The organism is Lactonifactor sp. BIOML-A5 (assembly GCF_009677585.1).
Taxonomy (GTDB): domain Bacteria; phylum Bacillota; class Clostridia; order Lachnospirales; family Lachnospiraceae; genus Lactonifactor.
In genome coordinates this window covers 32,484-55,842 of record NZ_WKYV01000021.1, presented here as the reverse complement: position 1 = coordinate 55,842, position 23,359 = coordinate 32,484, and the positions used below count along the sequence as shown (strand labels likewise).

The following is a 23,359-nucleotide window of genomic DNA, read 5'->3' as shown; positions in this document are numbered from 1 at the left end:
AGCAGGAGAAAGGATGGGAAAAAGTGAATCAGACAAAACTTACGGTACCTTTTTTTAAACGCGGGGATTTGGGCGGTATCACATATATTGTGACCAATAACATTGTGAACTATCTCATTGTAATTGCCACTCTGTCAGGGGTTCTTAAGTGGCCGGATGAAATTGTGTATGGCCGGGTGATACCGGGAATGTCCATCGGACTGCTTCTGGGAGGATTGTATTACTGCTATATGGGATACAAGCTGTCTAAAAAGGAAGGGCGCAGTGATGTAACAGCGCTGCCTTCCGGTGTTTCCACTCCCGCTATGTTTGTAATGCTCTACGGGGTAATCACCCCTCTTCACTATGCGCTGGGGGATCCACAGCTTGCCTGGTCCGCTGCAGTGGCGGCCTGTTTTATCGGCGGGTTTGTTGAATTCTGCGGCGGCATCATCGGCCCCTGGATCAAGAAAAAAGTGCCGAGAGCAGCTCTTCTCGGCACTGTGGCCGGGATCGGGTTTATCTGGATGGCAACCCAGGGTGTGTTTGACGTGTTTCGGGATCCTGTGGTGGGGCTGCCTATTTTTATAGTAGCCATGTTCGGTGTATTTGGAGGATATCTCTTTCCAAAAAAAATTCCTCCTCTGGTGGTGGCAATTGTGGGAGGCATTATCTATGCACTTTGCCTGGGGCGGACACACTTCGACTTTTCCGGAATAGGTTTTTATTTTCCGAATCCGGTTACTACAGTGCAGGCGCTTGTCAGCGGATTTGCTGTTGTAGCTCCCTACCTTACAATTATTATCCCCATTGAAATCTATAATTTTATAGAGACGATGGACAATGTGGAGGCTGCCAATGCAGCGGGAGACAATTACAGTGTCCGGGAAGCACAGTTTGCTGACGGCATATGTACCATGTTTTCTGCTTTATTTGGAGGCGTAGTTCCCAACACTGTGTGGCTGGGGCATGCGGGACTTAAGAAATCAGAGGCAGGAATCGGTTATTCGGCAGTCTCGGGCATCGTATTCGGGCTGGCCGGCATTTTTGGACTGTTTACATTCCTGAATAATCTGGTGCCGCCTGCTGTTTGTGCTATTACATATATCTGGTGTGCCATCGTTATGGTATCCCAGGCGTTCAAGGATACGCCGGTGAGGCACTATGCAGCAGTGGGGATAGCAATGGTGCCCCCGGTTGCTGATTATCTGTTTACACAGATTACAGGTGCGGTAAGCCTTACAGGAACTTATACAGAAACAATGGCCAACGGGCTTTCCGGATACGCTCCGGAAATTAATCAACAGCTGGTCGATGCCGGGGTTATGTGGAACGGAGTGCCGGCGGTAAAGTCAGGGGCAATTATCATAGGGATTCTTCTGGGCACAATGACCGTGTTTATTATTGAGAAAAAGCTAAATGCAGTGGGAATCACCTGTCTGGTGGGTGCTTTGCTGTCTGCCTTTGGATTTATCCACAGCGCTGAGCTGGGGCTGCATCTCACCTCTCCCTTTGCTCTGGCTTATCTGGTGATGGCGGTAATCTGTTTTATCCTGAATCTGGGAAAAGGCAAATGGTTTGACGCGCCGGATGACTTTGATTATGTATGATGAAACAGGAGGCAGCTGGTTTGAACCAGCTGCCTCCTGCAATGGAAGTATGATCTTCACTTGATATGTCTTTTTATAGCCTCAAAACTTTCTTTACTGATCACATGCTCTATTCTGCAGGCGTCCTCTGCAGCAATCTTGTCATCCACCCCAAGACGGACCAGCCAGTTTGTTAACAGTTCATGGCGCTCAAAGATCATCTCAGCGATCTCTTGTCCCGATTCCGTCAGGGTGATATACCCCTCTTTTGACATGACGATATGTTCTTTTTGACGAAGGTTTTTCATAGCCACGCTGACACTTGACTTTTTAAATCCTAATTCTTCCGCAATATCTACGGAGCGGACAACGGGATGTGACTTGCTTAGGACAAGTATAGTTTCCAAATAATTTTCAGCAGATTCATTCACATGCATGGTATTCCCACCTTAATTCCATAATATTCACTGTTTGTATGTCAGATTCAATTAGTATAACATATCCGGCACGCAACAGCAAACAAAAGGTAATTGAGAAAAAGTATCAATAAGGTTCTTGACAATAATTGGATGTTAGAATATACTAACTACAGAAATGAAAACTATTATCAATTTCAATCTTTAAGAAAGTAGAGGGGATATGATGCCGTTAACAATGGTAAAAGCCGGAGAACCTAACGTAATCCGTAAGGTTGGAGGAAAAGAAGAGACAAGAAGATTCTTGGAAAATCTGGGTTTTATAACAGGCAGCATTGTTACTGTAGTCTCAGAGATTGGCGGTAATATGATTGTGAATGTTAAGGAGTCCCGTGTGGCTATCGGAAAAGATATGGCCAACAAAATTATGGTAGGATAAAGAAGGAGAGACAAGAATGACACTGAAAGAAATTCCCTGTGGGAAAAGCGTAAAAGTGACTAAAGTAGCCGGGGAGGGTCCGGTAAAACGAAGAATTATGGATATGGGGATTACCAAAGGTACGGAGGTTTTTGTACGCAAGGTAGCACCTCTGGGAGATCCGGTAGAAATTACAGTGAGAGGATATGAACTGTCCGTGCGGAAAGCAGATGCTGAAATGATACAGGTGGAATGATTTTTGCCCATTGGTTAGTTTAAACTAATTAAAGATAGTTTGAGCGAATCATAATTAGTGTGTACAGACATTACAATATACAACAGATAAAGCAAAAAGAATTGCCATTTTGGCAGAAAAGAGGTAGAACATGTCAATTAAAATTGCGTTAGCAGGGAACCCTAACAGCGGAAAGACTACATTATTTAATGCGCTTACAGGTTCCAACCAGTTTGTAGGAAACTGGCCCGGGGTTACGGTAGAAAAGAAGGAAGGAAAATTAAAAGGTCATAAAGATGTTATTATCATGGACCTGCCGGGGATTTATTCCCTTTCCCCATATACACTGGAGGAAGTGGTAGCCAGAAACTATCTGATCAGTGAGCGGCCGGATACCATCCTGAATATTGTAGACGGGACGAATATTGAGAGAAACCTGTACTTGTCCACACAGCTGATGGAACTGGGAATCCCGGTAGTGATGGCTGTCAATATGATGGACGTAGTAGAAAAGTCAGGTGACAAGATACATATCGGAAAACTAAGCCAGAAGCTGGGATGTGAAGTTGTTGAGATCTCAGCGCTGAAAGGAAACGGTGTCCAGAAGGCTGCTGAAAAAGCCATTGCCGCAGCAGGTAAAAAGGAGGGAACCCCTCCAGTGCATAAATTTGCACCCGGGGTGGAACAGATCCTGGAAGCAGTAGAAGATAAACTTGATGGCACAGTTCCTCAGGAACAGAGAAGATTTTTCGCTGTCAAGCTGCTGGAAAAGGATGATAAGATTCAATCCCAGATGAAGCATGTACCTGATGTTTCAGAGGAGATCCGGCAGATAGAAGAAGAGATGGACGATGACACAGAGAGTATTATTACCAACGAGCGGTATGAGTACATTGGTTCCATTATCAGCCAGTGTTATAAGAAGCACAGCAAAGAGAAACTTACCACATCGGATAAGATTGACAGGATTGTTACAAACCGGTTCCTGGCACTGCCCATTTTCGCGGTGGTAATGCTTATTGTATATTCCATCTCAGTGACTACAGTGGGAACCTGGGCCACTGACTGGGCGAATGAAGGAGTATTTGGAGACGGCTGGAGCTTATTTGGACTTGAGATACCGGGCATTCCCGTACTGATCGAGTCTGCTCTTACTGCGGTTGGCTGCGCTGCCTGGCTTCAGGGGCTGATTTTGGATGGTATTGTGGCCGGTGTGGGCGCCGTTCTTGGCTTTGTGCCCCAGATGCTGGTGCTGTTCATTTTCCTGGCATTTTTGGAATCCTGCGGATATATGGCCAGAATTGCATTTATTATGGACAGAATCTTCCGCAAATTCGGTCTGTCCGGCAAATCATTTATTCCTATGTTAATTGGAAGCGGATGTGGTGTACCGGGAGTTATGGCCTCACGAACCATTGAAAACGACAGAGACCGCAAGATGACCATTATGACAACAACATTTATTCCCTGCGGCGCCAAGCTTCCTATTATTGCCCTGATTGCAGGGGCCCTCTTCGGGGGAGCCTGGTGGGTAGCGCCCAGCGCGTACTTTGTGGGAATCGCGGCAATTATCTGCTCCGGAATTATATTAAAGAAAACAAAAATGTTTGCGGGGGACCCGGCGCCTTTTGTTATGGAGCTTCCTGCTTACCATCTTCCTACCGTCGGCAATGTACTTCGCAGTATGTGGGAAAGAGGCTGGTCCTTTATAAAGAAAGCCGGCACAATCATACTTCTCTCTACCATTTTTGTATGGTTTACCTCATATTTTGGATGGGTAGACGGCGAGTTCAGAATGTTGGAAGACATGGAACTGAATCACAGTATTCTTGCGGCTATAGGAAACGGAGTCGCCTGGATCTTTGCTCCTCTGGGATGGGGGGATTGGAGATCTGCTGTGGCAGCAATTACCGGACTGGTGGCAAAAGAAAATGTAGTGGGAACCTTTGGTATCCTTTATGGCTTCGCAGAAGTGGCAGAGGACGGAACCGAGATCTGGGGAACCCTTGCCGGCAGTATGACAGCAGCTGCGGCATACTCTTTCCTGGTATTCAATCTGCTGTGCGCACCCTGCTTTGCAGCAATGGGCGCTATCAAGAGAGAGATGAACAATGTGAAATGGTTCTGGTTTGCCATCGGATATCAGACTATTCTTGCCTATGGGGTATCCCTCTGTGTATACCAGCTGGGTAACTGGATGACTGCAGGAGTATTCGGAATCGGAACTGTGACAGCGATTCTTCTTGTGATTGGATTTATCTATCTGCTGGTAAGACCGTACAGAGAAAGCAAGACACTGAATGTAAATCTCAAAAGAATGGCGAGTGCGAAACAGTAAGCAGCATGAAGCCCGGCATGAGCCTGCATAGAGATGCAGGCTCAGACTATAAGGAGGTGCAAGAGCATATGGGAACCATAGTAGTTGGAGTTATTGTCATAGGTGTGGTTGGCCTGGCTGTAAGAAGTATGATACGGAGTAAAAAGAATGGAAAATCGCTCCAGTGCGGATGTGACTGCAAACACTGCGGCGGTCATTGCAGACACTAGAAAGGGAAAGAGGCTGAGGTGACAGATAGAAGAAATAATAAGGAGAAAAGAAAACTTCCAGATTCCAGAAGCTATCAGCGTACGCAGATGCAGAGGGAGATTATCATAGAAAAATTGCGGGAGCGTGGCTGCAGGATTACTAAACAGCGCCTGACTCTGCTTGATATTATCCTTAAGAATGAGTGCTCAAGCTGCAAGGAAATATTTTATATGGCGTCTAAGGTAGATGAGAGAATCGGCGCAGCAACGGTATACCGCATGGTGAATGTGCTGGAGGAGATAGGAGCCATCAGCAGAAAAAACATGTATAAAGTAGCATACTCAGAAAACTGTTCTATGGAGGACGCCTGCACGGTGGTGCTTGATGACGAGACCGTATACCATCTTTCCGCCCAGAAATGGAACACCGTGGTGAGAGCCGGCCTGTCTGCCTGCGGGTATCTGGAGCGGCAGAAGATTTCATCAATTACAGTAAAACCCTGTGGATGTGAAAGGGCTGGCTGCTGACGAAACCCGGACTGCACAGATACAGGAGAACATAAAAGTTTGCACAAATCATAGAAAAAAGCAGCAGACAGAGGAAAACGTCCATTTCCCTGCCTGCTGCTTTTTCTCCGGGTTTTTACGGTTCCCCGGGGGGTATGAGCCTATACTTCTGCCTGTACTCTCTGGGAGAAATCCCCCAGACATTTTTAAAAGCCCGTGAGAAATGAAGCTGATTCGAATATCCCACAGAACTTCCTATCTCACCGATGGAGGAATCCGTCAGTTTTAAGGCCTCTGCGGCTTTTGACATACGGTAGTGAATGAGAAAGTCCTGAGGGGACTGTCCCATGACATCTTTAAAGATTTTGCCGAAGTAACTGCGTTCCAGGCTGCAGCGTTTGGCCATATCTGAGACAGTGATATTCCTGGAATAATTTTGTTCGACAAAAGTTACTGCTTCCCGGGCATAGAATTCGCTCAGCCGTCCTCCCTGGAGCTTCCTTCTGACGGAGGAGCCTGCTATGAGCCGATCCATAAACAGATAGAGATGGCCAATCTGGCCCAAGGGAGAGGCGGCAGTATTCCGGACAATAGAAAACATTTCGTTCAGGAGCTCTTCCCCATGGAGGGGAGTATCCGGGGTAAAGACTGGATGCTCTCTGGAAAGGCCGGCAATCTCCAGAAATTCTTTGGCTCTTAATCCGCCGAATTCTAACCAGATATATTCCCAGGGTTCTTTTTCATCCGCATAATAAAGATTGACAAATTCCGGTTCAATTAAAAAACCGGACCCTTCCGTCAGGTGGTAGACGACCGCATTGTTATGCGCATCATTGGAGTGCAGGGTTCCTTTTCCTGAGATTACGTAATGAAATAAATAGTGATTTCTCACAAAGGGGCCGAAAGAGTGAAGCGGAGCACATTTTTCATACCCAAATTGGTATAAAGTTAAATCCATAAAATGTTCGTTCGGAAAAATAGAAAATAAAACATTGGACATATTTCACCTCCGGCAGAGAATCGTAATTTTGTTCTATTATATACCAAAATGCGTCTATACTTCAACTATTTCCGTGGAAAGACGAATAAGGGAATAAATGCTGACTCATAGAAATATTTACGGAAAAAGGGTAAAATGCTACTATTTTAAATAAGGAAAGAGGATATGTAAGAGCTGCTGCCGGTACTGGCTTTTTAACTGATTTGCCAGAAACAGATACTAAACGGGGCGGTAAAATAAAAGAAGGACGAGGAGGTTTTTTATGGCAATCCGGATCAATGATAGTCAGACACTGTTTACACTGCTGACGGCCCATACCATGTATCAGATGAAGGTGGACGAGGCCGGAGTACTGCTGCACACATATTATGGAAAAAAGACGGCGGTCTGGGACTATTCGTACCGAATAATCTGTGAAGACCGGGGGTTCTCAGGCAATCCCTACGATAAGGGGAACGACAGAACCTATTCCCTGGACGCGCTGCCTCAGGAGTATTCCTCTTTTGGAAGCGGGGACTACCGTACCAGCGCTTTGAAGGTGGTCTTTCCGGATGGCAGCACTTCCTGTGAACTGCGGTTTGCAGGGGCTGAAGTGAGGCCAGGGAAATACAGGATTCCCGGTCTTCCGGCACTGTACTGGGAAGAAGAGACGGGGGCAGAGACACTAAAAGTGTGCATGAGGGACACCACAGGACAAGTGCTGGTCACCTTATATTACGGAGTTTTAGAGGAGCTGGATCTGATTACCCGAACAGCTGTAGTGGAAAATACAGGTAAGGCTCCTATCTGTCTGGAGCGTGTGATGAGCACCTGTGTGGATTACCCAGGCAGGGATTGGGAACTGCTGACTTTTTACGGCAGGCATGTGAAAGAGCGTACTCCCCAGAGAATGGGTCTCCGACACGGAATTCAGTCTGTAGGAAGCACCAGAGGAACATCCAGCCATCAGCAGAACCCCTTCTATATTCTCTGTGAGAAAACAGCAGGAGAAGAACATGGAGCGTGCTATGGGTTTTCTCTTTTGTACAGCGGGGACTTTCTGGGAGAGGTGGAACTGGATCAGTATGATCAGACAAGAGCTGTACTTGGCATTCATCCCGGCAATTTCAGATACCATCTAAAACCCGGGGAATCCTTTTGGGCACCGGAGACGGCAATGGCTTATGCCCAAGAGGGTCTGGGGAATCTGTCCCAGATTTACCATCGGGCCTATCGAAAGAATCTCTGTCGGGGAAAATATAAAACAGTCAGAAGACCGGTGATGCTTAACAGCTGGGAAGGGGTTTATTTTGATTTTACAGGGGAAAAATTGTTTGCCATGGCAAAAGAGGCCGCATCAATGGGGATAGAACTTTTTGTGCTGGACGACGGATGGTTTGGCAAAAGGGATACAGATACTTCCGGACTGGGTGACTGGACAGTAAACGAAGAGAAACTGGGATGCACGCTCTCAGAACTCTCACAGAGGATTCACAGGCTGGGGATGAAGTTCGGTATCTGGTTTGAGCCGGAATGCGTATCAGAGGACAGTGATTTGTACCGGGCACATCCGGATTGGGCGCTTCGTATTCCGGGAAAAGCACCGGTCCGAAGCCGATACCAGCTGGTTCTTGATTTTTCCAGGCAGGATGTGAGAAATTATATATTCGGCCGGCTCTGCAGTATTTTGGACAATGCCAGGATTGAATATGTAAAATGGGATTTTAATCGAAGCCTCTGTGATATTTACAGCGCCGTACTTCCCCCGGAGAAGCAAGGGGAGGTGGCCCACCGTTATATCCTGGGTCTGTATGAGGTTCTGGAGCGGCTTACGGACAGATATCCGGATCTCCTTCTGGAAGGATGCAGCGGAGGCGGGGGACGTTTCGATGCAGGGATGCTCTATTACGCGCCCCAAAGCTGGTGCAGCGATGATACGGACGCTATCGAACGTCTGACCATTCAGCACGGTACTTCCTTCGGCTACCCAATAAGTGCAGTGGGTTCTCATGTATCCAGGTGTCCCAATGAACAGACAGGGAGAAATACGCCCCTGGAGACGAGAGCCACGGTAGCTATGGCGGGAACTTTTGGCTATGAACTGGATGTGAATCAGATGACAGGGGAAGAAAAGCAGGCTGTCCGCCGGCAGGTGGAAGAGTATCGGAGCTATTATCCACTGATTCAGGAAGGGTGCTATTTCCGCTTGACGGACCCGGAATACAATGACGGGTATCATGCCTGGGAATTCGCCGCAGAAGATAAAAGCGAGGCTCTGTTGTGTGTGGTGACGCTAAAGATTCATCCCAACGGTCCGTCTGTATTGATGAAATTGAAAGGGCTGGAGGAAAACAGCATATACCTGGTGAATCACAGGGAATACCCCGGGGGAGTACTTATGGAGGGGGGGATTCCCCTTCCAAAAGCTAAGACAGAGTATGAGAGCTTCCGCTTCTATATAAAAAAAATCAGATAACAGGCATGCAGCAGTACGGTCCGGATTTGTGGAGAAAAGGGCAGTGCTGCTGTTTTTCATATACGGTATATTTCTATTGGTTTATACAAGGAATTCTAGTGATAAAAAGTTCGTTTTATAGTATAATTTGACTAGATAATAGTAGTGTATGGCTTAGAAGCGGAGCAGGAGGCGGCCACATGGAGGATTGGAATATAAGAGCAATGCTTGACTCATTGGAAGAGACTGGCGTATATGTCATAGAACAGAATACACACAGACTGCTTTATTTTAACCGGAGAATTAAAGATGTTACCCCAGATGTACAGCTGGGGGTGAAGTGCCATGAGCTGTGGGAAGGTACCTGTTCAGATTGTCCTCTGCTCACTATTGGAGACAGGGAAACCAGCCATTCCATCCATTATAATGACCCCTTTGGTAAAGTAGTGGATATCATAGCGAACCGGATGATCTGGAATACGGTAAAAACACATCCGTGGGAACAGGAACCGTAGAAATTAAATTCAAGGGCAACTATACGGGAACGATAAAGAAAACATTCAAGATAACAAAAAAATCACCTGCTTCTCCTAAGAAAAGCAATGCGAAAAAATCAACAACCTCCAAGACGAAAGGCGCAAAGACAGCAGATAATACACCAATTAGCAGTGCAATGTTAGCTCTCTTATTGTCCGGAACAGTTGGTGGTGCAATCATCTATAAAAGGAGAAGAACAACCAAATAACGGCAAATAAAAAAGTAACACCTCGCAGCCCGGAGGTGTTGCTTTTTTATTTGCACAGATGATAAATAAAAGCAGTTTAGTTAATATATCAGAAAAAGAGAAACTGGGGACAGGGCAGTTGTAAAAGGGGACACCCCTTGCCTATTTGGGGACGTGTTCTTTCTAGAAAGAACACGTCCCCAAATGTCCACCGTTGAAAATAATGTCAAATATAGGCGGACAAGCAGTATTAAATGGTGTAAAATAGATACTGTTTAAAACAAGCTATGAGCCAATATAAGGAGACAGGGAGAGATAAAGATTATGAGTGCATTAGAAAGTGTGATACTTATTACAGCGGCCGCAGGAGTCGGGGGCACCGGAATGGGAGGCATTATCGGCGGTTTGTTTAAAAAAGACTCCACGAAAACCGTGAGCCTTTTGCTAAGCTTTGCAGGGGGAGTCATGCTGAGCATTGTGTGCTTTGATTTATTAATCAGCGCAATCAATACAAAGACCAATATTGTCATCATTATTGCCGGGGTTCTTATGGGAATAGCTCTGGTGTTTCTTTTAAATTATATCATTGACAAACGCACCAACTCTGAGGTGCCCCACATAGATGCGGCTCATCCTCACACGGCAGATGACCTGAATGAATTGATTCACAGCGATCACCTTGAGGCGCACAGAAGGAATAAGGATTCCAGGGCATCTCTGTTTATTGCAGGGGCGGTTATGGCTTGTGCGATAGCGCTGCATAATGTACCGGAGGGAATGACCATAGGGGCATCCTTTGCAAATTCCAAGAGTCTGTTTACAGGATCAGCATTAGTCCTGGCAGTTCTTATCGGACTGCATAACATACCGGAAGGAATGGCAGTGGCAGTGCCCCTCATAAGCGGAGGAATGAGCAGAGGAAGAGCCATAGTAGTGACGGCATTGAGCGGGGCCCCTACTATTATAGGCGCTCTGCTTGGATTCTGGCTGGGAGACATAGGCCCTCTGGGGCTTGCTTTAAGTCTTTGTTTTGCCAGCGGTGCCATGCTCTATGTCGTATTCGGGGAGATTCTGCCCCAGGCAATCCTCATGTACCGAAGCAAATCGCCGGCATTCTCCGTCATTGTGGGAATGATGGTGGGGATTCTGATTATATATCTGTAGTACGCCAATACTTAGAAAGTAAGTTGTTATACAAGGAGATGAGGAAATGAAAAATAATGAAATCTTGATTATCAGCGGAGAAGATTATAAAGAGATGACAAAACGTATTCTGGAGGAATCGGATCTTGAAGCCCGTATTCCGGATAAAAGTTTCCGGATAGGGATAAAGCCTAATCTGGTATCTCCTTCTGCGCCTTCCTGGGGAGCTACCACTCACCCGGAGATTGTAGCAGGCATCATCGAATACCTGCAGGAGCGGGGCTATAGAAATCTTGTGGTTCTGGAAGGATCCTGGGTAGGGGATAAAACCTGGGATACTGTAGAGGCATGCGGTTACGACAGGCTGTTTTCTGAATACCAGGTAGAATTTACAGATACCCAGAAGGACGGACACAAAAGCTGCAGCTGCGCAGGGATGAATCTTGAGATCTGCGACAGTGTTTCCGCCCTGGATTTTCTAATTAATGTACCGGTTCTAAAAGGCCACTGCCAGACAAAGATAACCTGTGCCCTGAAGAACATGAAGGGCCTGATACCGAACAAAGAAAAGAGGCGCTTCCATACCATGGGGCTACACAAGCCTATTGCCCATCTGAATGCGGGAATCCGGCAGGATTTCATTGTAGTGGATAATATCTGCGGGGATTTGGATTTTGAGGATGGTGGAAATCCGGTAGTTATGAACCGCATTCTCACAGCTGCAGATCCGGTGCTCTGTGATGCCTATGTGTGCAGCCTGCTTCAGTATGACACATCAGATGTGCCGTATATTGAACTGGCGGCTGAGCTGGGGGTTGGCTGCTGTGATCTTACTAAAGCCGCCATCCGTTTTTGCGGCCAGGAGGAAGAACCGCAGAAGATATTATCTCCAAGAAAAATCGTGGAGCTACAGGACGCGGTGGAGGAGGTGGACTCCTGCAGTGCCTGCTACGGGTATCTCATACCTGCTCTGGACAGATTAAAAGAAGAGGGGCTTCTGAAAAAGCTGCATACGAAAATATCCATCGGACAGGGTTATAAAGGCAAGAATGGGCTGCTGGGGATCGGAAATTGTACCAGGGGATTCAAATGTTACCTAAAGGGCTGTCCGCCTACGGAAAACCAGGTATATGATTTCCTGAAGGACTATATTGAAAACCAGGAGCAATAGGAAGAAACGTGAGATAAAATAATGTTGTACACCCTGAATTCTTACATTATAATAGATAATATAAAAGTGTTTATACAGCGTACAGTGTTCGGGGAGGTGTACAGGTGATGAAGAGAAGAATTTATCTGGTTACCGGGGCCAATGGCCATCTGGGCAGTACTTTAATCAGACTGCTCCAAAAAAAGCACGAGAATGTAAGGGGGCTTATACTTCCAGGGGAAAAAGAGAACCTTCTGAAGGGAGTGGATTACGTCTGCGGTGATGTGCGGCATCTGCAGGAACTGGAACCCCTGTTTGAGGGAACGGAGGGATCCAGTATCATTTTGCTGCATACGGCAGGGATCGTAGACATCTCAGGGAATTTAACCAGAGGGATGTACGAAGTCAATGTGCTGGGAACGAGAACAATCTTGGCAGCCTGCAGAAAGTATAAGGTTGACAGGCTGGTCTATGTAAGTTCTGTACATGCCATTCCGGAGGGGGACAGGCTGCATGTGATAAGAGAAGCAAAACAATTTTCCCCTGATTTGGTAGTGGGCGGATATGCCAAGACTAAGGCACAGGCCACCAGGGAGGTGCTCAGAAGCGCCGGACGAGGTACAAATGCCGTGGTGGTGCATCCCTCTGGGATACTTGGGCCTTATGACAAAAAGGGGAACTATGTTGTCCAGTTTATATACGATTATATGAAAGGAAGCCTTCCCGCAGGAGTAAAGGGCGGTTATGATTTTGTAGATGTCCGTGACGTAGCAGAAGGATGTCTCGCAGCGGCAGAACAGGGAACATGCGGGGAATGCTACATTTTGTCTAACCGCCATTATGAGATCCGTGAAGTTATTAAAATGATACGGCAGATTCAGGGAGGACGCTGCCTCCCGGTGCTGCCGGTATGGGTGGCAAGGGCGTCGGTACCTTTAATAGGATTCTACGCCCGATGCAGAAAAAAACGCCCCTTATATACCAGCTATTCTCTGTATACTCTGACCAGCAACGACAGGTTTTCTCATGATAAAGCCACCAGTGAACTGGGGTACATTCCGAGAGATCTGTATGATACAGTGACAGACACCATTCGCTGGCTGGATATAAAAAATCGTTGAGGGAGGTGCCTATGGAATATTTAGAAGATATACTGATTCTGGTAACGCGGGCAGCAATTCTGATTTTCGAGTGCATCGGAGTGGGTGTCATTACCTTTTCAGGCCTCCAGGGGATTGTAAATTACATACGCAGAAAACCCAATACCAGGCTGATCCTGGCAAAAGGACTTTCCATGGGACTGGAATTCAAGCTGGGAGGAGAGATTCTGCGCACGGTTATTATCAGGGATATGTCTGAGATTATTATGGTTGGCGCAATCATTATTCTTAGGACCATACTGGCAGTTCTTATTAACTGGGAAATTAAAAATGAAGAGGAGGAGTATGAATTCAGTCACCAAAGGGGGGAGGAGAAAGAAGGACCTGGGGATTCCCGGCCATAAGCAGTCTATAGGAGCTGTACCGATATCTGAGTGATATAATTTTCATATCCATACATGGTAAGCTCGTCAAATAGACTGTCTTCATAAAAGAAATCCCCAAGCGTTAACTTATTTTCCCGTGCATAGGAAAAGAGCCGGTCATAAGAGTCCCCAATGGTTTTCCAATGCCCTTTGTGATACACAAAAAGGTATCTTCCCCCCGGTTTTAGCCGGTATCTGATTTTGGATGGCGGAGCATCCAGGATCAGATAAATATTCCGGTAATCGTCATAGATTCCCTTTTCTATCTGAGCCCTGCTGTGGAGGTATCCGATATTGTGAGTACTCTTGAACCCCAGCTTTTCACAGTAATCGATAAGTTCTCCGATTTTCAGAGCCAGGGAAAAATCATCTGCGGCATCTGCATGGGAGGCTATATAATATTGGGCATTGCATTCTTTTTCCTGAATCTTAGTGTAATCCTGCTCCAGCGCGTCGGTGATGAACTGTCTTTTGCGGCGGAGCCACTTTTTCGTTTTTTTCAGCTGGGACAGTTTCCCGTCAATAATGGCCTCTTCCTTTTCCAGTAATTGAAGCAGAGCTCCGGGACTTTTATGTTCCAGATAAGATTTGATCTCTTTTAACGGCATATCCAGTTCTTTTAGTGTCCAGATGACATCAAACACATCCAGCTGGGATACGGTATAGTATCTGTAATTGTTATCTCCCTTCACCGCAGGAGAAAACAGGCCAATCTCATCATAGTGAAATAAGGTGTGTTTGGTTACCCCGGTAAGCCTGGCAAACTCTCCGGTGGTTAAATACATTTCTTTCTGATTCATGATTTTTTCCTCTTGACTATCGGGTTACCCTATACCATATCATATCTAATAAGGGCGCAAAATGCAAGAAAATGAGGTGATATTATGACAAAATCAATCGGACAGGACTTTAAATTTTTTACATTACTAAAGTTTGCGCTGCCCTCTATGGCAATGATGGTATTCATGTCTTTGTACACAATTATTGACGGGGTATTTATATCCAGACTGGTAGGCAGTGATGCGCTGTCTGCAGCTAATATTATATATCCGGCGGTAAATATTCTGATTGCTGCAGGAGTTATGCTGGCAACCGGAGGAAGCGCTATCATTGCTAAAAAGATAGGGGAAAGGAAAGAGAAGGAGGCAAAAGAAAATTTCACCATGATTGTTACGGTGGGGGTTCTCTTTGGAGCCACGGCATTGGCGGCGGGAAATCTATTCATCCATCCCCTGGTAACGGCAATGGGGGCAACGGAGAGGATTATGGAATACTGTATTACATATCTGAGTATTCTGCTGTTCTTTGCACCTGCCTGTATGCTTCAGCTGCTGTTCCAGAGCTTTTTTGTAACTGCCGGCCGCCCGGGGATAGGTCTGGCGGTCACTGTGGCAGGAGGAATTACCAATGCTGTCCTGGACTATATACTGATGGGGCCTCTGCAGATGGGGATCGCAGGAGCGGCGCTGGCAACCGGCTTCGGACAGCTTATCCCGGCGGTTTCGGGTCTTATCTACTTTGCTTCCCGGAACCATGATCTGCACTTTATCCGTCCCAGACTTGACTGGAAGGTACTGGGGGACAGCTGTTTGAACGGTTCCTCGGAGATGGTGACGAATCTGTCAACCGCTATTGTTACGTTCCTGTTTAATATTATTATGCTGAGACTTCTGGGAGAAGAAGGGGTAGCCGCTATTACCATTGTATTATACGGCCAGTTTCTGTTTAATGCCCTGTACCTGGGCTTCTCTATTGGGGTGGCTCCTGTCTTCAGCTTTAATTATGGGAGCAAGAATGAGAAGCTGCTGAAGCGAATCTATAAAATATGCATTAGTTTTATCGGGATCTCCTCCGTGCTGATCTGCATCTTTGCATTAGCCGGATCTTCTATAATTGTAGAGATCTTCACACCCAAAAGCTCTGCAATCTATGAGATTGCAAGAAGAGGGTTCTTCTTATTTTCTTTTAACTATGTATTTGCCGGAATCAATATTTTTGCGTCCGCTATGTTCACGGCATTTTCCAATGGAAAGGTTTCAGCTGCGATATCCTTTTTAAGGACCTTTGTGTTCATCGTAGCCAGTGTATTATTACTTCCGTATCTGATCGGTGTTGACGGCGTGTGGTTTGCAGTCCCTCTGGCTGAAGGGATGACGATATTTGTTTCTGTTTATTTTTTCAGGGCAAAAAAAGAGGTTTATCATTATGGCACACCCAGGGTTCTCACGGAAAATTAAAGCATTCAAACGGCACATCCGCCGCTTTGCAGGTGATATATCCTGTGAAGCGGCGGATGTTATTTGTTATTCTAAATTATACAGGCAAAGCAATATTCACGATGAAGGCTTGATTTACCTGCTTAATATCCAGAATTCCTTTATAACGATCTACGATTTTTTCCAGAATAATTAAACCGTAACCATGAGCTTTAATGCCCTCTACGTCCTTTTCCTCTTTGCATTCGGTTTTGTCAGCTATACCATTTTCACAGTAAATACACAAGAAATTGTTTTTGACATAGAGATTAAGGGTAATATAGCGATCTTTTTCCTCAAGAAGACTTGTGGCGGCAAGTGCGTTGTCCAAAACATTCATGAGCAGAGAACAGAGATCCGAATCGGCGATATTCAGCTTCTCTGGGGCCGATGCATGACGTATGGTTATCTGGATTCCCTCTTTCATTGCAGAAGACAGCTTGCTGTTGACAATCGTATTAATCATGTAGTTTTGTGTGTTGACTATAGGTGTCACATCGTCAGCCCGCTGAATGATTTCATAAGTATACTCCAGCGCCTTTTCGCTATCGTTCTTCTCCAGCAGGGTGGCCAGGAGTGAGAAGTGCTTTTTTTCATCATGACGCAGCATCATAACCTGCTCCGTATATTGGTTCAATTGGCGATAGCTTTCCTGTGCCAGTTCGTTTTTTAAACGAAGTAACTCTATGGAAGTATATTTACGAACAACTCCCAGAATAAAACGATAGAGGCTGATAATAAAACTGGAAAAGGAAAGAAAACAACTGACAATCAGCATGTAGTAGTAGGGGCCTCGTATTTCTGTGGTATAACTTTGAAGATATTGTGTGATCCAGTTATTCATCTCTGCAGAGCTTCCTATAAACTGTAAAGCATAAAGGATTGCGCCAACGGGCACTGCCGCCAGGGCAGCGACAGTAAAAATTCCCAGCATGCGGTAAAATCCATTCCCCTTTTTTAGTTCTGGAATCATAAAAATAAAAATGACCAAAAGTCCTGTAAGTCCTGCATATTCTGGAAGATTCAGGAGCACACCGTACAGAGGATACTCAAAGACAATCGTCGTATTATTAGTCAGGTACAGACATATCAGAGATATCAGCTGTAAAACAACAAAAGGCAGATAGATTTTCCTGCATCTGTTCATACGAATAAAAAGAAAGAGCATCAGGAAACTGACACTGCCATAACGAAGATAGATTTCTGCAAAGTCCAGTTTATACCCGAAATAAATTCCAAAGTAGGGAGAACGAAAGATAACATCAGCCATCCAGAGCAGACAAAAGAAAGCCAGAAAAAAGAGACCCCAGTCTGCTTCCCTGTGAAAACACTGATATAAAAACAAACTTAGCAAAAAAAAGCCCAGGATAGCCAGCAGGATGGCAGGATAGGCAGTTTTAGTTGCACTGGAAACGTTTAGGCTTTCTAAGGCGTAAGTACTGTACACAGAAACGTTACAGGGGTAAATGGTCATAAGATCCCCGGAAGCCTCTGCAAAGGGCTGGCAGGCAGCTATGGTTAGTGTCTTTCCCAGACAATCAGGAGGCAGGGACAGCCTGAGCCCATTGGGGCGCTCTTTGGGAAGATGGGAGAGAGCCACATATCCGATACGATTATCTGCTGCACTGTTGTCTGTATACAGAAGATCCTCGTCCAGGAAAATGGAGATTTGACTTGTGACAGCATCAATTTCCAGTATAATATCGCTGTAATTCTCCTGGATTTTTCTGGACATATAGTATGTTTGGCCTTCATAGTCAAGACCCGTATAAGAGTAACCGTCTGCAGTGCTAAGTGATTTTATTGTACCCTGCTCGTTAGTATAAAGTTCCCATTCCTGTTCATTTCCTGGCTCCATTACCGAGATATTTTTATATTCCCCTGAGAGAGGAAACAGATATATAAAAAGCAGATGACAGGAGATAACTGCCATAATAACGGTGAAGGCAAGAATCCCCATAAATAATAATTTATTGTGAATCTTATGTAATAAGTGAATTTTTTTCTTTTCCATAGGTATCTCCTGACATGATTTTTACGAAACCGCTATATGGACAGAAAGTCCAGCAGCCTTTGACGAGTCTCTATATAACGGGATTTGCTAACAGGGATAATGGTGCCGTCAATAAGGGTTATCTGATAGCGGGATATATTTTCTATAAAAGCAAGGTTTACCATATAACTTTGGTGACATCTGTAAAAATAGTTCTGAGGGAAGCGGGATTCGGCCTCAGACATTTTAATAGATACAGGAATGACAGAAGAATTTTGCAGATACACCTTTAATACATGACCTTTAATTTCAAGATACGGAATATCTGAGAAGGCTACTTTTTTGTAGGTGGTTCCGGATTTCAGCAGGATCATCTTTTCTTCATTCTTTAATCTAAGACTGCTCAGAATGGCATCCTGCAGCTTTTCCTTATTTATAGGTTTTATGAGATACCGATGAGCCTGTACCTCATATCCCTGTAGGGCAAAATCTGCAGTGGAGGATATAAATACAATAGGAATATCCAGTTTTTCCTGGCGGATCCTTTCTGCTGTTTTTATTCCATCCAAATTCCTCATCAATATGTCAAGAAGAATAAGCTGATAGTTTTTTGGATTTCCCATGACTTCATCTAAAAAATGGATGCTGTCGTGAAAGCACGTGACCCCGCAGGGCAGATTTTTTTCAGAAAGAATTGATTTTGTAAGCTGTTCTATATTCTCCAGGAAAATGGGATCATCGTCACATATTGCTATGTGATAAATAGAATTAGACATTTATGTTTTTCTCCTTTCTAGTTACAAAGTAATCATACAAAATTCTGAAGGAAGTGTCAATTTTTAGTATAAAACATCCGCAGTCCGCGCACTTTAAAGAAGAGGTGAAATCATGGAATCTATTTGGATGCGCAGGGAGGAACTCCCGAACTTTCAGTCCCTTACTTCTGAGAAAAACACGGAAGCCGTGGTGATAGGCGGAGGAATGGCAGGTATCTTGACTGCTTATCTCTTAAAACACAGAGGAGTCTCAGTGATTCTTTTGGAGGCAGACCGGATCGGGTGGGGGCAGACAAAAAATACCACAGCAAAAATAGCGCTCTCACATAACCTTTTGTATGATAAGCTAATCCAGAAGATTGGCAGGGAAGCAGCGGGCCTGTATCTGGGGGCCAATTGGGAGGCAATATTAAAATACGAACAGATAATAACGGAACACAATATAGAGTGTATGTTTGAGCGGGTGCCTTCATTTTTATACTCTGTGTCAGACAGAGAAAAGATAGAAAAAGAGGTAGAGGCAGTAAATCATTTGGGCTGTGCAGGGGAATTTACAACAATTACCTCGCTGCCCTTTCCTGTTGAGGGGGCAATCCGCTATCCCGCCCAGGCTCAGTTTCATCCACTTCTGTTTTTAGAGGGGATTGCCCGTGATATAGAGATATACGAAAAAACCAGAGTGCTCCGTGTAGAGGAGCACAGGGTGATTACTGAGGCAGGTCCGGTGGTGGAGGCAGAACACGTTATCTTTGCAACTCATTATCCATTTATAAACCGTCCGGGATATTATTTTATGCGGATGCATCAGGAGAGAAGCTATGCCGTAGCATTCTCCGGTGCCGCCTGTATGGACGGGATGTATCTGGGCACGGATACCAAGTGGGATTATTCCTTTCGCAACAGCGGGGAGTTTCTGATTCTAGGAGGAGAGGGCCACAGAACCGGAGAAAATCTTACAGACGCTTCTCTTAGAAAGCTGAGAGACAAGGCGGCGCTCTGGTGGCCTCAGTGCAGGACGGAGGCTATGTGGTCGGCACAGGACTGTATGTCACCCGATCAGATTCCTTATATAGGCAGGTATTCCGCCCGCCGTCCCTACTGGTATGTCGCCACCGGATTCAGCAAATGGGGGATGTCTTCGTCCATGGTCGCAGCTATGTTAATCAGTGATTTGATTCGAAAGGTGCCAAACCCATGGGAAGAAGTGTTTTCCCCCCAGAGAGGAATCACACTTTCTACGGCGAAGCATATGGCAGTGGACGGCACAAAGGCAGCCGCCGGTCTGCTCAAGCGGGCCTTTGCGGTGCCTGATCACGTCCTGGAAAATCTTACAATAGGGGAAGGCGGTATTGTAGATATGCAGGGGCAGAAGGTAGGTGTATATAAGAGAGAAGACGGAAAAGTATTTACAGTGTCAGTACGCTGTCCTCATCTTGGCTGCCAGCTGGAATGGAACGCTCAGGAGAAGAGCTGGGACTGCCCCTGTCATGGTTCCAGATTCAGCTATAAGGGGAAACTTATCGATAACCCGGCACAGAATGATATCGGAGGAATGCAGGATGACCAGTAGAAGAGGGCGCAGATTCGGCGCATTTATGGGAGGAAAAGACAAGAGAGAGTATTTTGAGGGATGGTATCTGAAACACCAGAAGGGGAATAAAACGATCAGCTTTATTCCCTCGTACCATGTAGAAAAAGACGGAAGGATAAGCATTCTCATTCAGGTAATCACGGAAGAGAACGCATGGGAATTCCGATTTTTGCCCAGCCAGTACTATGGGGACAGAAAAAGATTTTACTGCCAGATCGGTGAGAATGTATTTTGTGAAAAAGGAATCCGGGTAAACCTAAAGAGTGAGGCGGCCGAAATACAGGGGGTTTTGAGATATGGAAGCCTGACGCCCCCTTCCCGGGATATTATGGGCCCTCTGTCTTATTTTACCATGGAATGCAATCACGGTATTCTGAGTCTGAGCCATAAGATACATGGAAGTCTTATGATTAATGGTGAGCGGTATAATTTTAACGGCGGGTGCGGATATATTGAAAAGGATTGGGGAACTTCATTTCCTGAGGGTTATGTGTGGACACAGTGCAGTGTCTTTGACAAAGGGCATATGGCTTTTACGGCTGCTGTGGCGAAGGTACCTGTGGGCAGGTGGAAATTCTCAGGGTGCATAGCCATCGTGTACTACGGAGGCAGACAGTACCGGCTGGCCTCTTATCTCGGGGCAAGAATCTTCCGGTGGAATTCCGGGGAATTTATGATCTGCCAGGGAAGAGATCTTCTGTGGGTCCAGTATCCGTGGAAAGGCGGACAGAGCCTGCGCTCACCGGTAAAAGGGAGGATGTCCGGGAAAATACAGGAAGCTTTATCCTGTGTGATTCGATATCGTTTCTGGAGAAAGGGACAGCTTCTTCTGGATGTCACTGCCGAGAACGGAAGTCTGGAGGTTGTCAACCCCAGCTGTTTTTCCAGTATTCCAACCTAATTCGGTTTGTAAGGATGAAAAATGGAGGCCCATGTGCCGGCGCGATCTGCCGGTACATGGGCTTCCTTTTATTAAATATATCGAAAAATTTTTGAAATTGGAGGAAAAATAGAAGCTGCTGTGTTAAAATAATGGCATACCGTTTGAAGACAAATGATAAAGGAGGATACAGTAGGTGAGAAGGGACAGGGAAATTGAAGATGTACAGGATATGATAGATATTATCGACCGATGTGAAGTTCTGCGTCTTGGAATGTACGATGACGGGGAGATTTACATTCTTCCCATGAATTATGGGTATACTTATGAGAACGGAGAACTTGTTTTTTATCTTCACGGAGCAGTAGAAGGAAAGAAACTGGATGTCCTTCGCAGATACAGCCGGGTGGGCGTGGAACTGGACTGTGATCATCAGCTGGTAGAGGGGAAAGTTCCCTGCCAGTACGGTTACAAATACGCCAGTATCGTAGGACACGGCACGGCCCAAATTATCGAAGATCCCGGGGAGAAGATAGAGGCTATGAAGATATTGATGAAATGTATCTCAGGAAAAGAGTTTGATTTTAATGAGAGACTGGTCTCTATCATTTCAGTTATTAAGGTAACCGTGTCATCATTTACGGGAAAACGGTATCCCAAGTAGGGAAAGAAGAGGAGGATTCATTGTGAAAAAAACAGGTAAGATAGTACTGCTGGGGATCATAGTCGGTGTGATTGTGATCGGGGGACTTTGTGTAAGCCAGTATAACTCCATGGTAGGGATCCGGGAGGATGTGGAGAACCAGCAGGCCAATATTGACACGATGCTGCAAAGAAGAGTTGATTTGATTCCTAATCTGGTGAACACTGTAAAAGGATACGCAGAACAGGAAGAGGAAGTCATCACAGCCGTCAGCGATGCTAGGGCAAAGCTGTCAGGGGCACAGGGAATGGAAGAGAAGGCGGCAGCAGACGGTGAGCTTTCCAGTGCCCTCAGCCGTCTGCTTGTGGTAGTAGAAAATTATCCGGATCTGAAATCCAGCGAGCAGTTCCAGTCTTTGTCCGATGAATTGGCGGGGACTGAAAACAGGATTGCGGTAGCCAGAAAAGATTACAATGATGCGGTAAAGACTTACAACCAGAGAATCCGCCGGTTTCCGTCCAATCTGTTTGCCGGTATTTTCGGATTTGAGAAAGCAGAGTATTTCCAGGCTGCGGAAGGTGCTGAAAGTGTTCCGGAAGTGAATTTTAACGAGTAAAGACAGGGAACAGGGGAGAATATGAAAAAAAAGAGAAAAATACTATGGCTGCCAGTGTTTCTGGTCTGCCTGTTGACTGTACAGGCCGTACAGGTTTTTGGCGCACCTGAGATTCCCCGGCAGACCAGTGAATTCTATGTCAATGATTTTGCGGATGTACTCAGTGAAGAAACAGAAACCTATGTGGTACAGCGAAGCAAAGCTCTGGCTGAGGAGACAAAGGCCCAGGTAGTTGTCTCCATTGTAGAAAGTCTGGACGGAAACACGATTGAGGATTATGCGAATACTATGTTCCGGCAGTATGGAATTGGTGATGAGAAAGAGAATAACGGGGTTCTGATCCTTGTGGCAATCCAGGACCGTGAGGTACGGATTGAAGTGGGGTATGGCCTGGAGGGAGCCATCAATGATGCTAAGGCCGGCCGGATAATACGCAGCCAGGGAACTCCGTATTTAAAAGAGGACGACTGGAATACAGGAATAAAAATGATGTATACCGGGGTAATGGAGGCTGTCTATGAGGAATATGGACTGCAGCCGCCCTCAGAGCTTGACACGGAAAGCCTTCTCCCCGAAGAAGAGGCAGACAGCGGGGAGAGCAGCGATGATTCTAAGACAGGAGACATCCTGTGGATTATTCTGGTAGTGATTATCCTGATTCTTCTAAACAACAATAACCGCAGAGGCGGCAGAAGAGGCGGAGGTTTCCGCGGTCCTTATATCGGCGGCGGTTTCGGAGGCTTCGGAGGGGGCTTTGGAGGCGGTTTCGGAGGAGGAGGCTTCGGAGGCGGCGGAGGTTCCTCAGGAGGAGGCGGTTCTTCGGGGGGAGGAGGCGCATCCGGACGTTTTTAAAGAGAAGAGCCCGGGGTGCCGGACACTTGTGCACGGGAATACGGCGATGGGGGCGGAAGTTACACATATCCGCCCCCATTTGCTATATAAAAGAAGGAGAGCCAGTA

General features: G+C 45.9%; 24 protein-coding genes. 19 read left to right on the top strand and 5 right to left on the bottom strand.

What is annotated here, in order from left to right; all coding sequences use genetic code 11:
- The first annotated feature begins 23 nt into the window (after positions 1-23).
- Complete coding sequence (locus tag GKG41_RS15750; RefSeq protein ID WP_226904366.1) at positions 24-1,589, top strand: xanthine/uracil/vitamin C permease; 1,566 nt, start codon at positions 24-26, stop codon at positions 1,587-1,589.
- Positions 1,590-1,645: 56 nt separating this feature from the next.
- On the opposite strand, the gene GKG41_RS15745 is transcribed toward GKG41_RS15750, so the two are convergent.
- The gene (locus GKG41_RS15745; RefSeq protein WP_154260361.1) at positions 1,646-2,005 is read right to left on the bottom strand and encodes a metal-dependent transcriptional regulator; all 360 of its coding nucleotides are present in this window, start codon (positions 2,003-2,005) and stop codon (positions 1,646-1,648) included.
- Between the two features lie 202 nt (positions 2,006-2,207).
- Here GKG41_RS15745 and GKG41_RS15740 point away from each other — a divergent pair, with 202 nt between their 5' ends.
- From GKG41_RS15740 to GKG41_RS15720, 5 genes are all read left to right on the top strand, one after another.
- Entirely contained in the window at positions 2,208-2,423 is a 216-nt protein-coding gene (locus tag GKG41_RS15740; RefSeq protein WP_154260359.1) for a FeoA family protein, read from the top strand.
- 16 nt (positions 2,424-2,439) lie between these two features.
- Entirely contained in the window at positions 2,440-2,658 is a 219-nt protein-coding gene (locus GKG41_RS15735) for a FeoA family protein (RefSeq protein ID WP_154260357.1), read from the top strand.
- Between the two features lie 130 nt (positions 2,659-2,788).
- The gene (gene feoB, locus GKG41_RS15730; RefSeq protein ID WP_154260355.1) at positions 2,789-4,975 is read left to right on the top strand and encodes a ferrous iron transport protein B; all 2,187 of its coding nucleotides are present in this window, start codon (positions 2,789-2,791) and stop codon (positions 4,973-4,975) included.
- Positions 4,976-5,043: 68 nt separating this feature from the next.
- The gene (locus GKG41_RS15725) at positions 5,044-5,184 is read left to right on the top strand and encodes a FeoB-associated Cys-rich membrane protein (protein WP_154260353.1); all 141 of its coding nucleotides are present in this window, start codon (positions 5,044-5,046) and stop codon (positions 5,182-5,184) included.
- A gap of 18 nt (positions 5,185-5,202) precedes the next feature.
- Positions 5,203-5,691 carry a transcriptional repressor gene (locus GKG41_RS15720; RefSeq protein WP_226904368.1) on the top strand — a complete coding sequence of 163 codons (489 nt, stop codon included), beginning with the start codon at positions 5,203-5,205 and terminating at the stop codon, positions 5,689-5,691.
- A 115-nt stretch (positions 5,692-5,806) separates the two neighbouring features.
- On the opposite strand, the gene GKG41_RS15715 is transcribed toward GKG41_RS15720, so the two are convergent.
- Complete coding sequence (locus tag GKG41_RS15715; protein WP_154260351.1) at positions 5,807-6,670, bottom strand: AraC family transcriptional regulator; 864 nt, start codon at positions 6,668-6,670, stop codon at positions 5,807-5,809.
- A 262-nt stretch (positions 6,671-6,932) separates the two neighbouring features.
- Here GKG41_RS15715 and GKG41_RS15710 point away from each other — a divergent pair, with 262 nt between their 5' ends.
- The 7 genes from GKG41_RS15710 to GKG41_RS15680 all read left to right on the top strand — a co-directional run bounded on the left by GKG41_RS15710 (position 6,933) and on the right by GKG41_RS15680 (position 13,625).
- Positions 6,933-9,125, top strand: a complete 2,193-nt coding sequence (locus GKG41_RS15710; RefSeq protein ID WP_154260349.1) for an alpha-galactosidase — start codon at positions 6,933-6,935, stop codon at positions 9,123-9,125.
- 179 nt (positions 9,126-9,304) lie between these two features.
- Complete coding sequence (locus GKG41_RS15705) at positions 9,305-9,619, top strand: hypothetical protein (RefSeq protein ID WP_154260347.1); 315 nt, start codon at positions 9,305-9,307, stop codon at positions 9,617-9,619.
- A complete protein-coding gene (locus GKG41_RS15700) occupies positions 9,601-9,849 on the top strand; it encodes a hypothetical protein (RefSeq protein ID WP_154260344.1) in 249 nt (82 codons plus the stop codon). The genes GKG41_RS15705 and GKG41_RS15700 overlap by 19 nt, the downstream gene beginning before the upstream one ends.
- Positions 9,850-10,152: 303 nt before the next feature.
- Positions 10,153-10,992 (top strand): ZIP family metal transporter, encoded by an 840-nt coding sequence (locus tag GKG41_RS15695; protein WP_154260342.1) that lies wholly within the window; start codon positions 10,153-10,155, stop codon positions 10,990-10,992.
- A 46-nt stretch (positions 10,993-11,038) separates the two neighbouring features.
- Positions 11,039-12,142 carry a DUF362 domain-containing protein gene (locus GKG41_RS15690; RefSeq protein ID WP_154260340.1) on the top strand — a complete coding sequence of 368 codons (1,104 nt, stop codon included), beginning with the start codon at positions 11,039-11,041 and terminating at the stop codon, positions 12,140-12,142.
- Between the two features lie 107 nt (positions 12,143-12,249).
- Positions 12,250-13,242 carry an NAD-dependent epimerase/dehydratase family protein gene (locus GKG41_RS15685; RefSeq protein WP_154260338.1) on the top strand — a complete coding sequence of 331 codons (993 nt, stop codon included), beginning with the start codon at positions 12,250-12,252 and terminating at the stop codon, positions 13,240-13,242.
- Positions 13,243-13,253: 11 nt separating this feature from the next.
- Positions 13,254-13,625, top strand: coding sequence for a DUF1622 domain-containing protein (locus GKG41_RS15680; protein WP_154260336.1), 372 nt, complete (start codon positions 13,254-13,256; stop codon positions 13,623-13,625).
- 5 nt (positions 13,626-13,630) lie between these two features.
- On the opposite strand, the gene GKG41_RS15675 is transcribed toward GKG41_RS15680, so the two are convergent.
- Positions 13,631-14,446: a MerR family transcriptional regulator gene (locus GKG41_RS15675; RefSeq protein ID WP_154260334.1), complete on the bottom strand. Its 816-nt coding sequence runs from the start codon at positions 14,444-14,446 to the stop codon at positions 13,631-13,633.
- Between the two features lie 84 nt (positions 14,447-14,530).
- On the opposite strand from GKG41_RS15675, the gene GKG41_RS15670 reads away from it, so the two are divergent.
- A complete protein-coding gene (locus GKG41_RS15670) occupies positions 14,531-15,883 on the top strand; it encodes an MATE family efflux transporter (protein WP_154260332.1) in 1,353 nt (450 codons plus the stop codon).
- Positions 15,884-15,959: 76 nt separating this feature from the next.
- Here GKG41_RS15670 and GKG41_RS15665 read toward each other — a convergent pair whose 3' ends face one another.
- The gene (locus GKG41_RS15665; RefSeq protein WP_154260330.1) at positions 15,960-17,915 is read right to left on the bottom strand and encodes a GHKL domain-containing protein; all 1,956 of its coding nucleotides are present in this window, start codon (positions 17,913-17,915) and stop codon (positions 15,960-15,962) included.
- Between the two features lie 32 nt (positions 17,916-17,947).
- The gene (locus tag GKG41_RS15660; RefSeq protein WP_154260328.1) at positions 17,948-18,670 is read right to left on the bottom strand and encodes a LytTR family DNA-binding domain-containing protein; all 723 of its coding nucleotides are present in this window, start codon (positions 18,668-18,670) and stop codon (positions 17,948-17,950) included.
- Positions 18,671-18,782: 112 nt separating this feature from the next.
- Between GKG41_RS15660 and GKG41_RS15655 the strand changes: the two genes are divergently transcribed.
- The 5 genes from GKG41_RS15655 to GKG41_RS15635 all read left to right on the top strand — a co-directional run bounded on the left by GKG41_RS15655 (position 18,783) and on the right by GKG41_RS15635 (position 23,252).
- Complete coding sequence (locus tag GKG41_RS15655) at positions 18,783-20,240, top strand: FAD-dependent oxidoreductase (RefSeq protein WP_154260325.1); 1,458 nt, start codon at positions 18,783-18,785, stop codon at positions 20,238-20,240.
- Positions 20,230-21,162 (top strand): tocopherol cyclase family protein, encoded by a 933-nt coding sequence (locus GKG41_RS15650; protein WP_173015636.1) that lies wholly within the window; start codon positions 20,230-20,232, stop codon positions 21,160-21,162. The genes GKG41_RS15655 and GKG41_RS15650 overlap by 11 nt, the downstream gene beginning before the upstream one ends.
- Before the next feature lie 175 nt (positions 21,163-21,337).
- A complete protein-coding gene (locus GKG41_RS15645) occupies positions 21,338-21,805 on the top strand; it encodes a pyridoxamine 5'-phosphate oxidase family protein (RefSeq protein WP_226904292.1) in 468 nt (155 codons plus the stop codon).
- A 22-nt stretch (positions 21,806-21,827) separates the two neighbouring features.
- Positions 21,828-22,400, top strand: a complete 573-nt coding sequence (locus GKG41_RS15640; protein ID WP_226904293.1) for a LemA family protein — start codon at positions 21,828-21,830, stop codon at positions 22,398-22,400.
- Positions 22,401-22,421: 21 nt separating this feature from the next.
- Positions 22,422-23,252, top strand: a complete 831-nt coding sequence (locus tag GKG41_RS15635; RefSeq protein ID WP_154260320.1) for a TPM domain-containing protein — start codon at positions 22,422-22,424, stop codon at positions 23,250-23,252.
- Positions 23,253-23,359 lie beyond the last annotated feature (107 nt).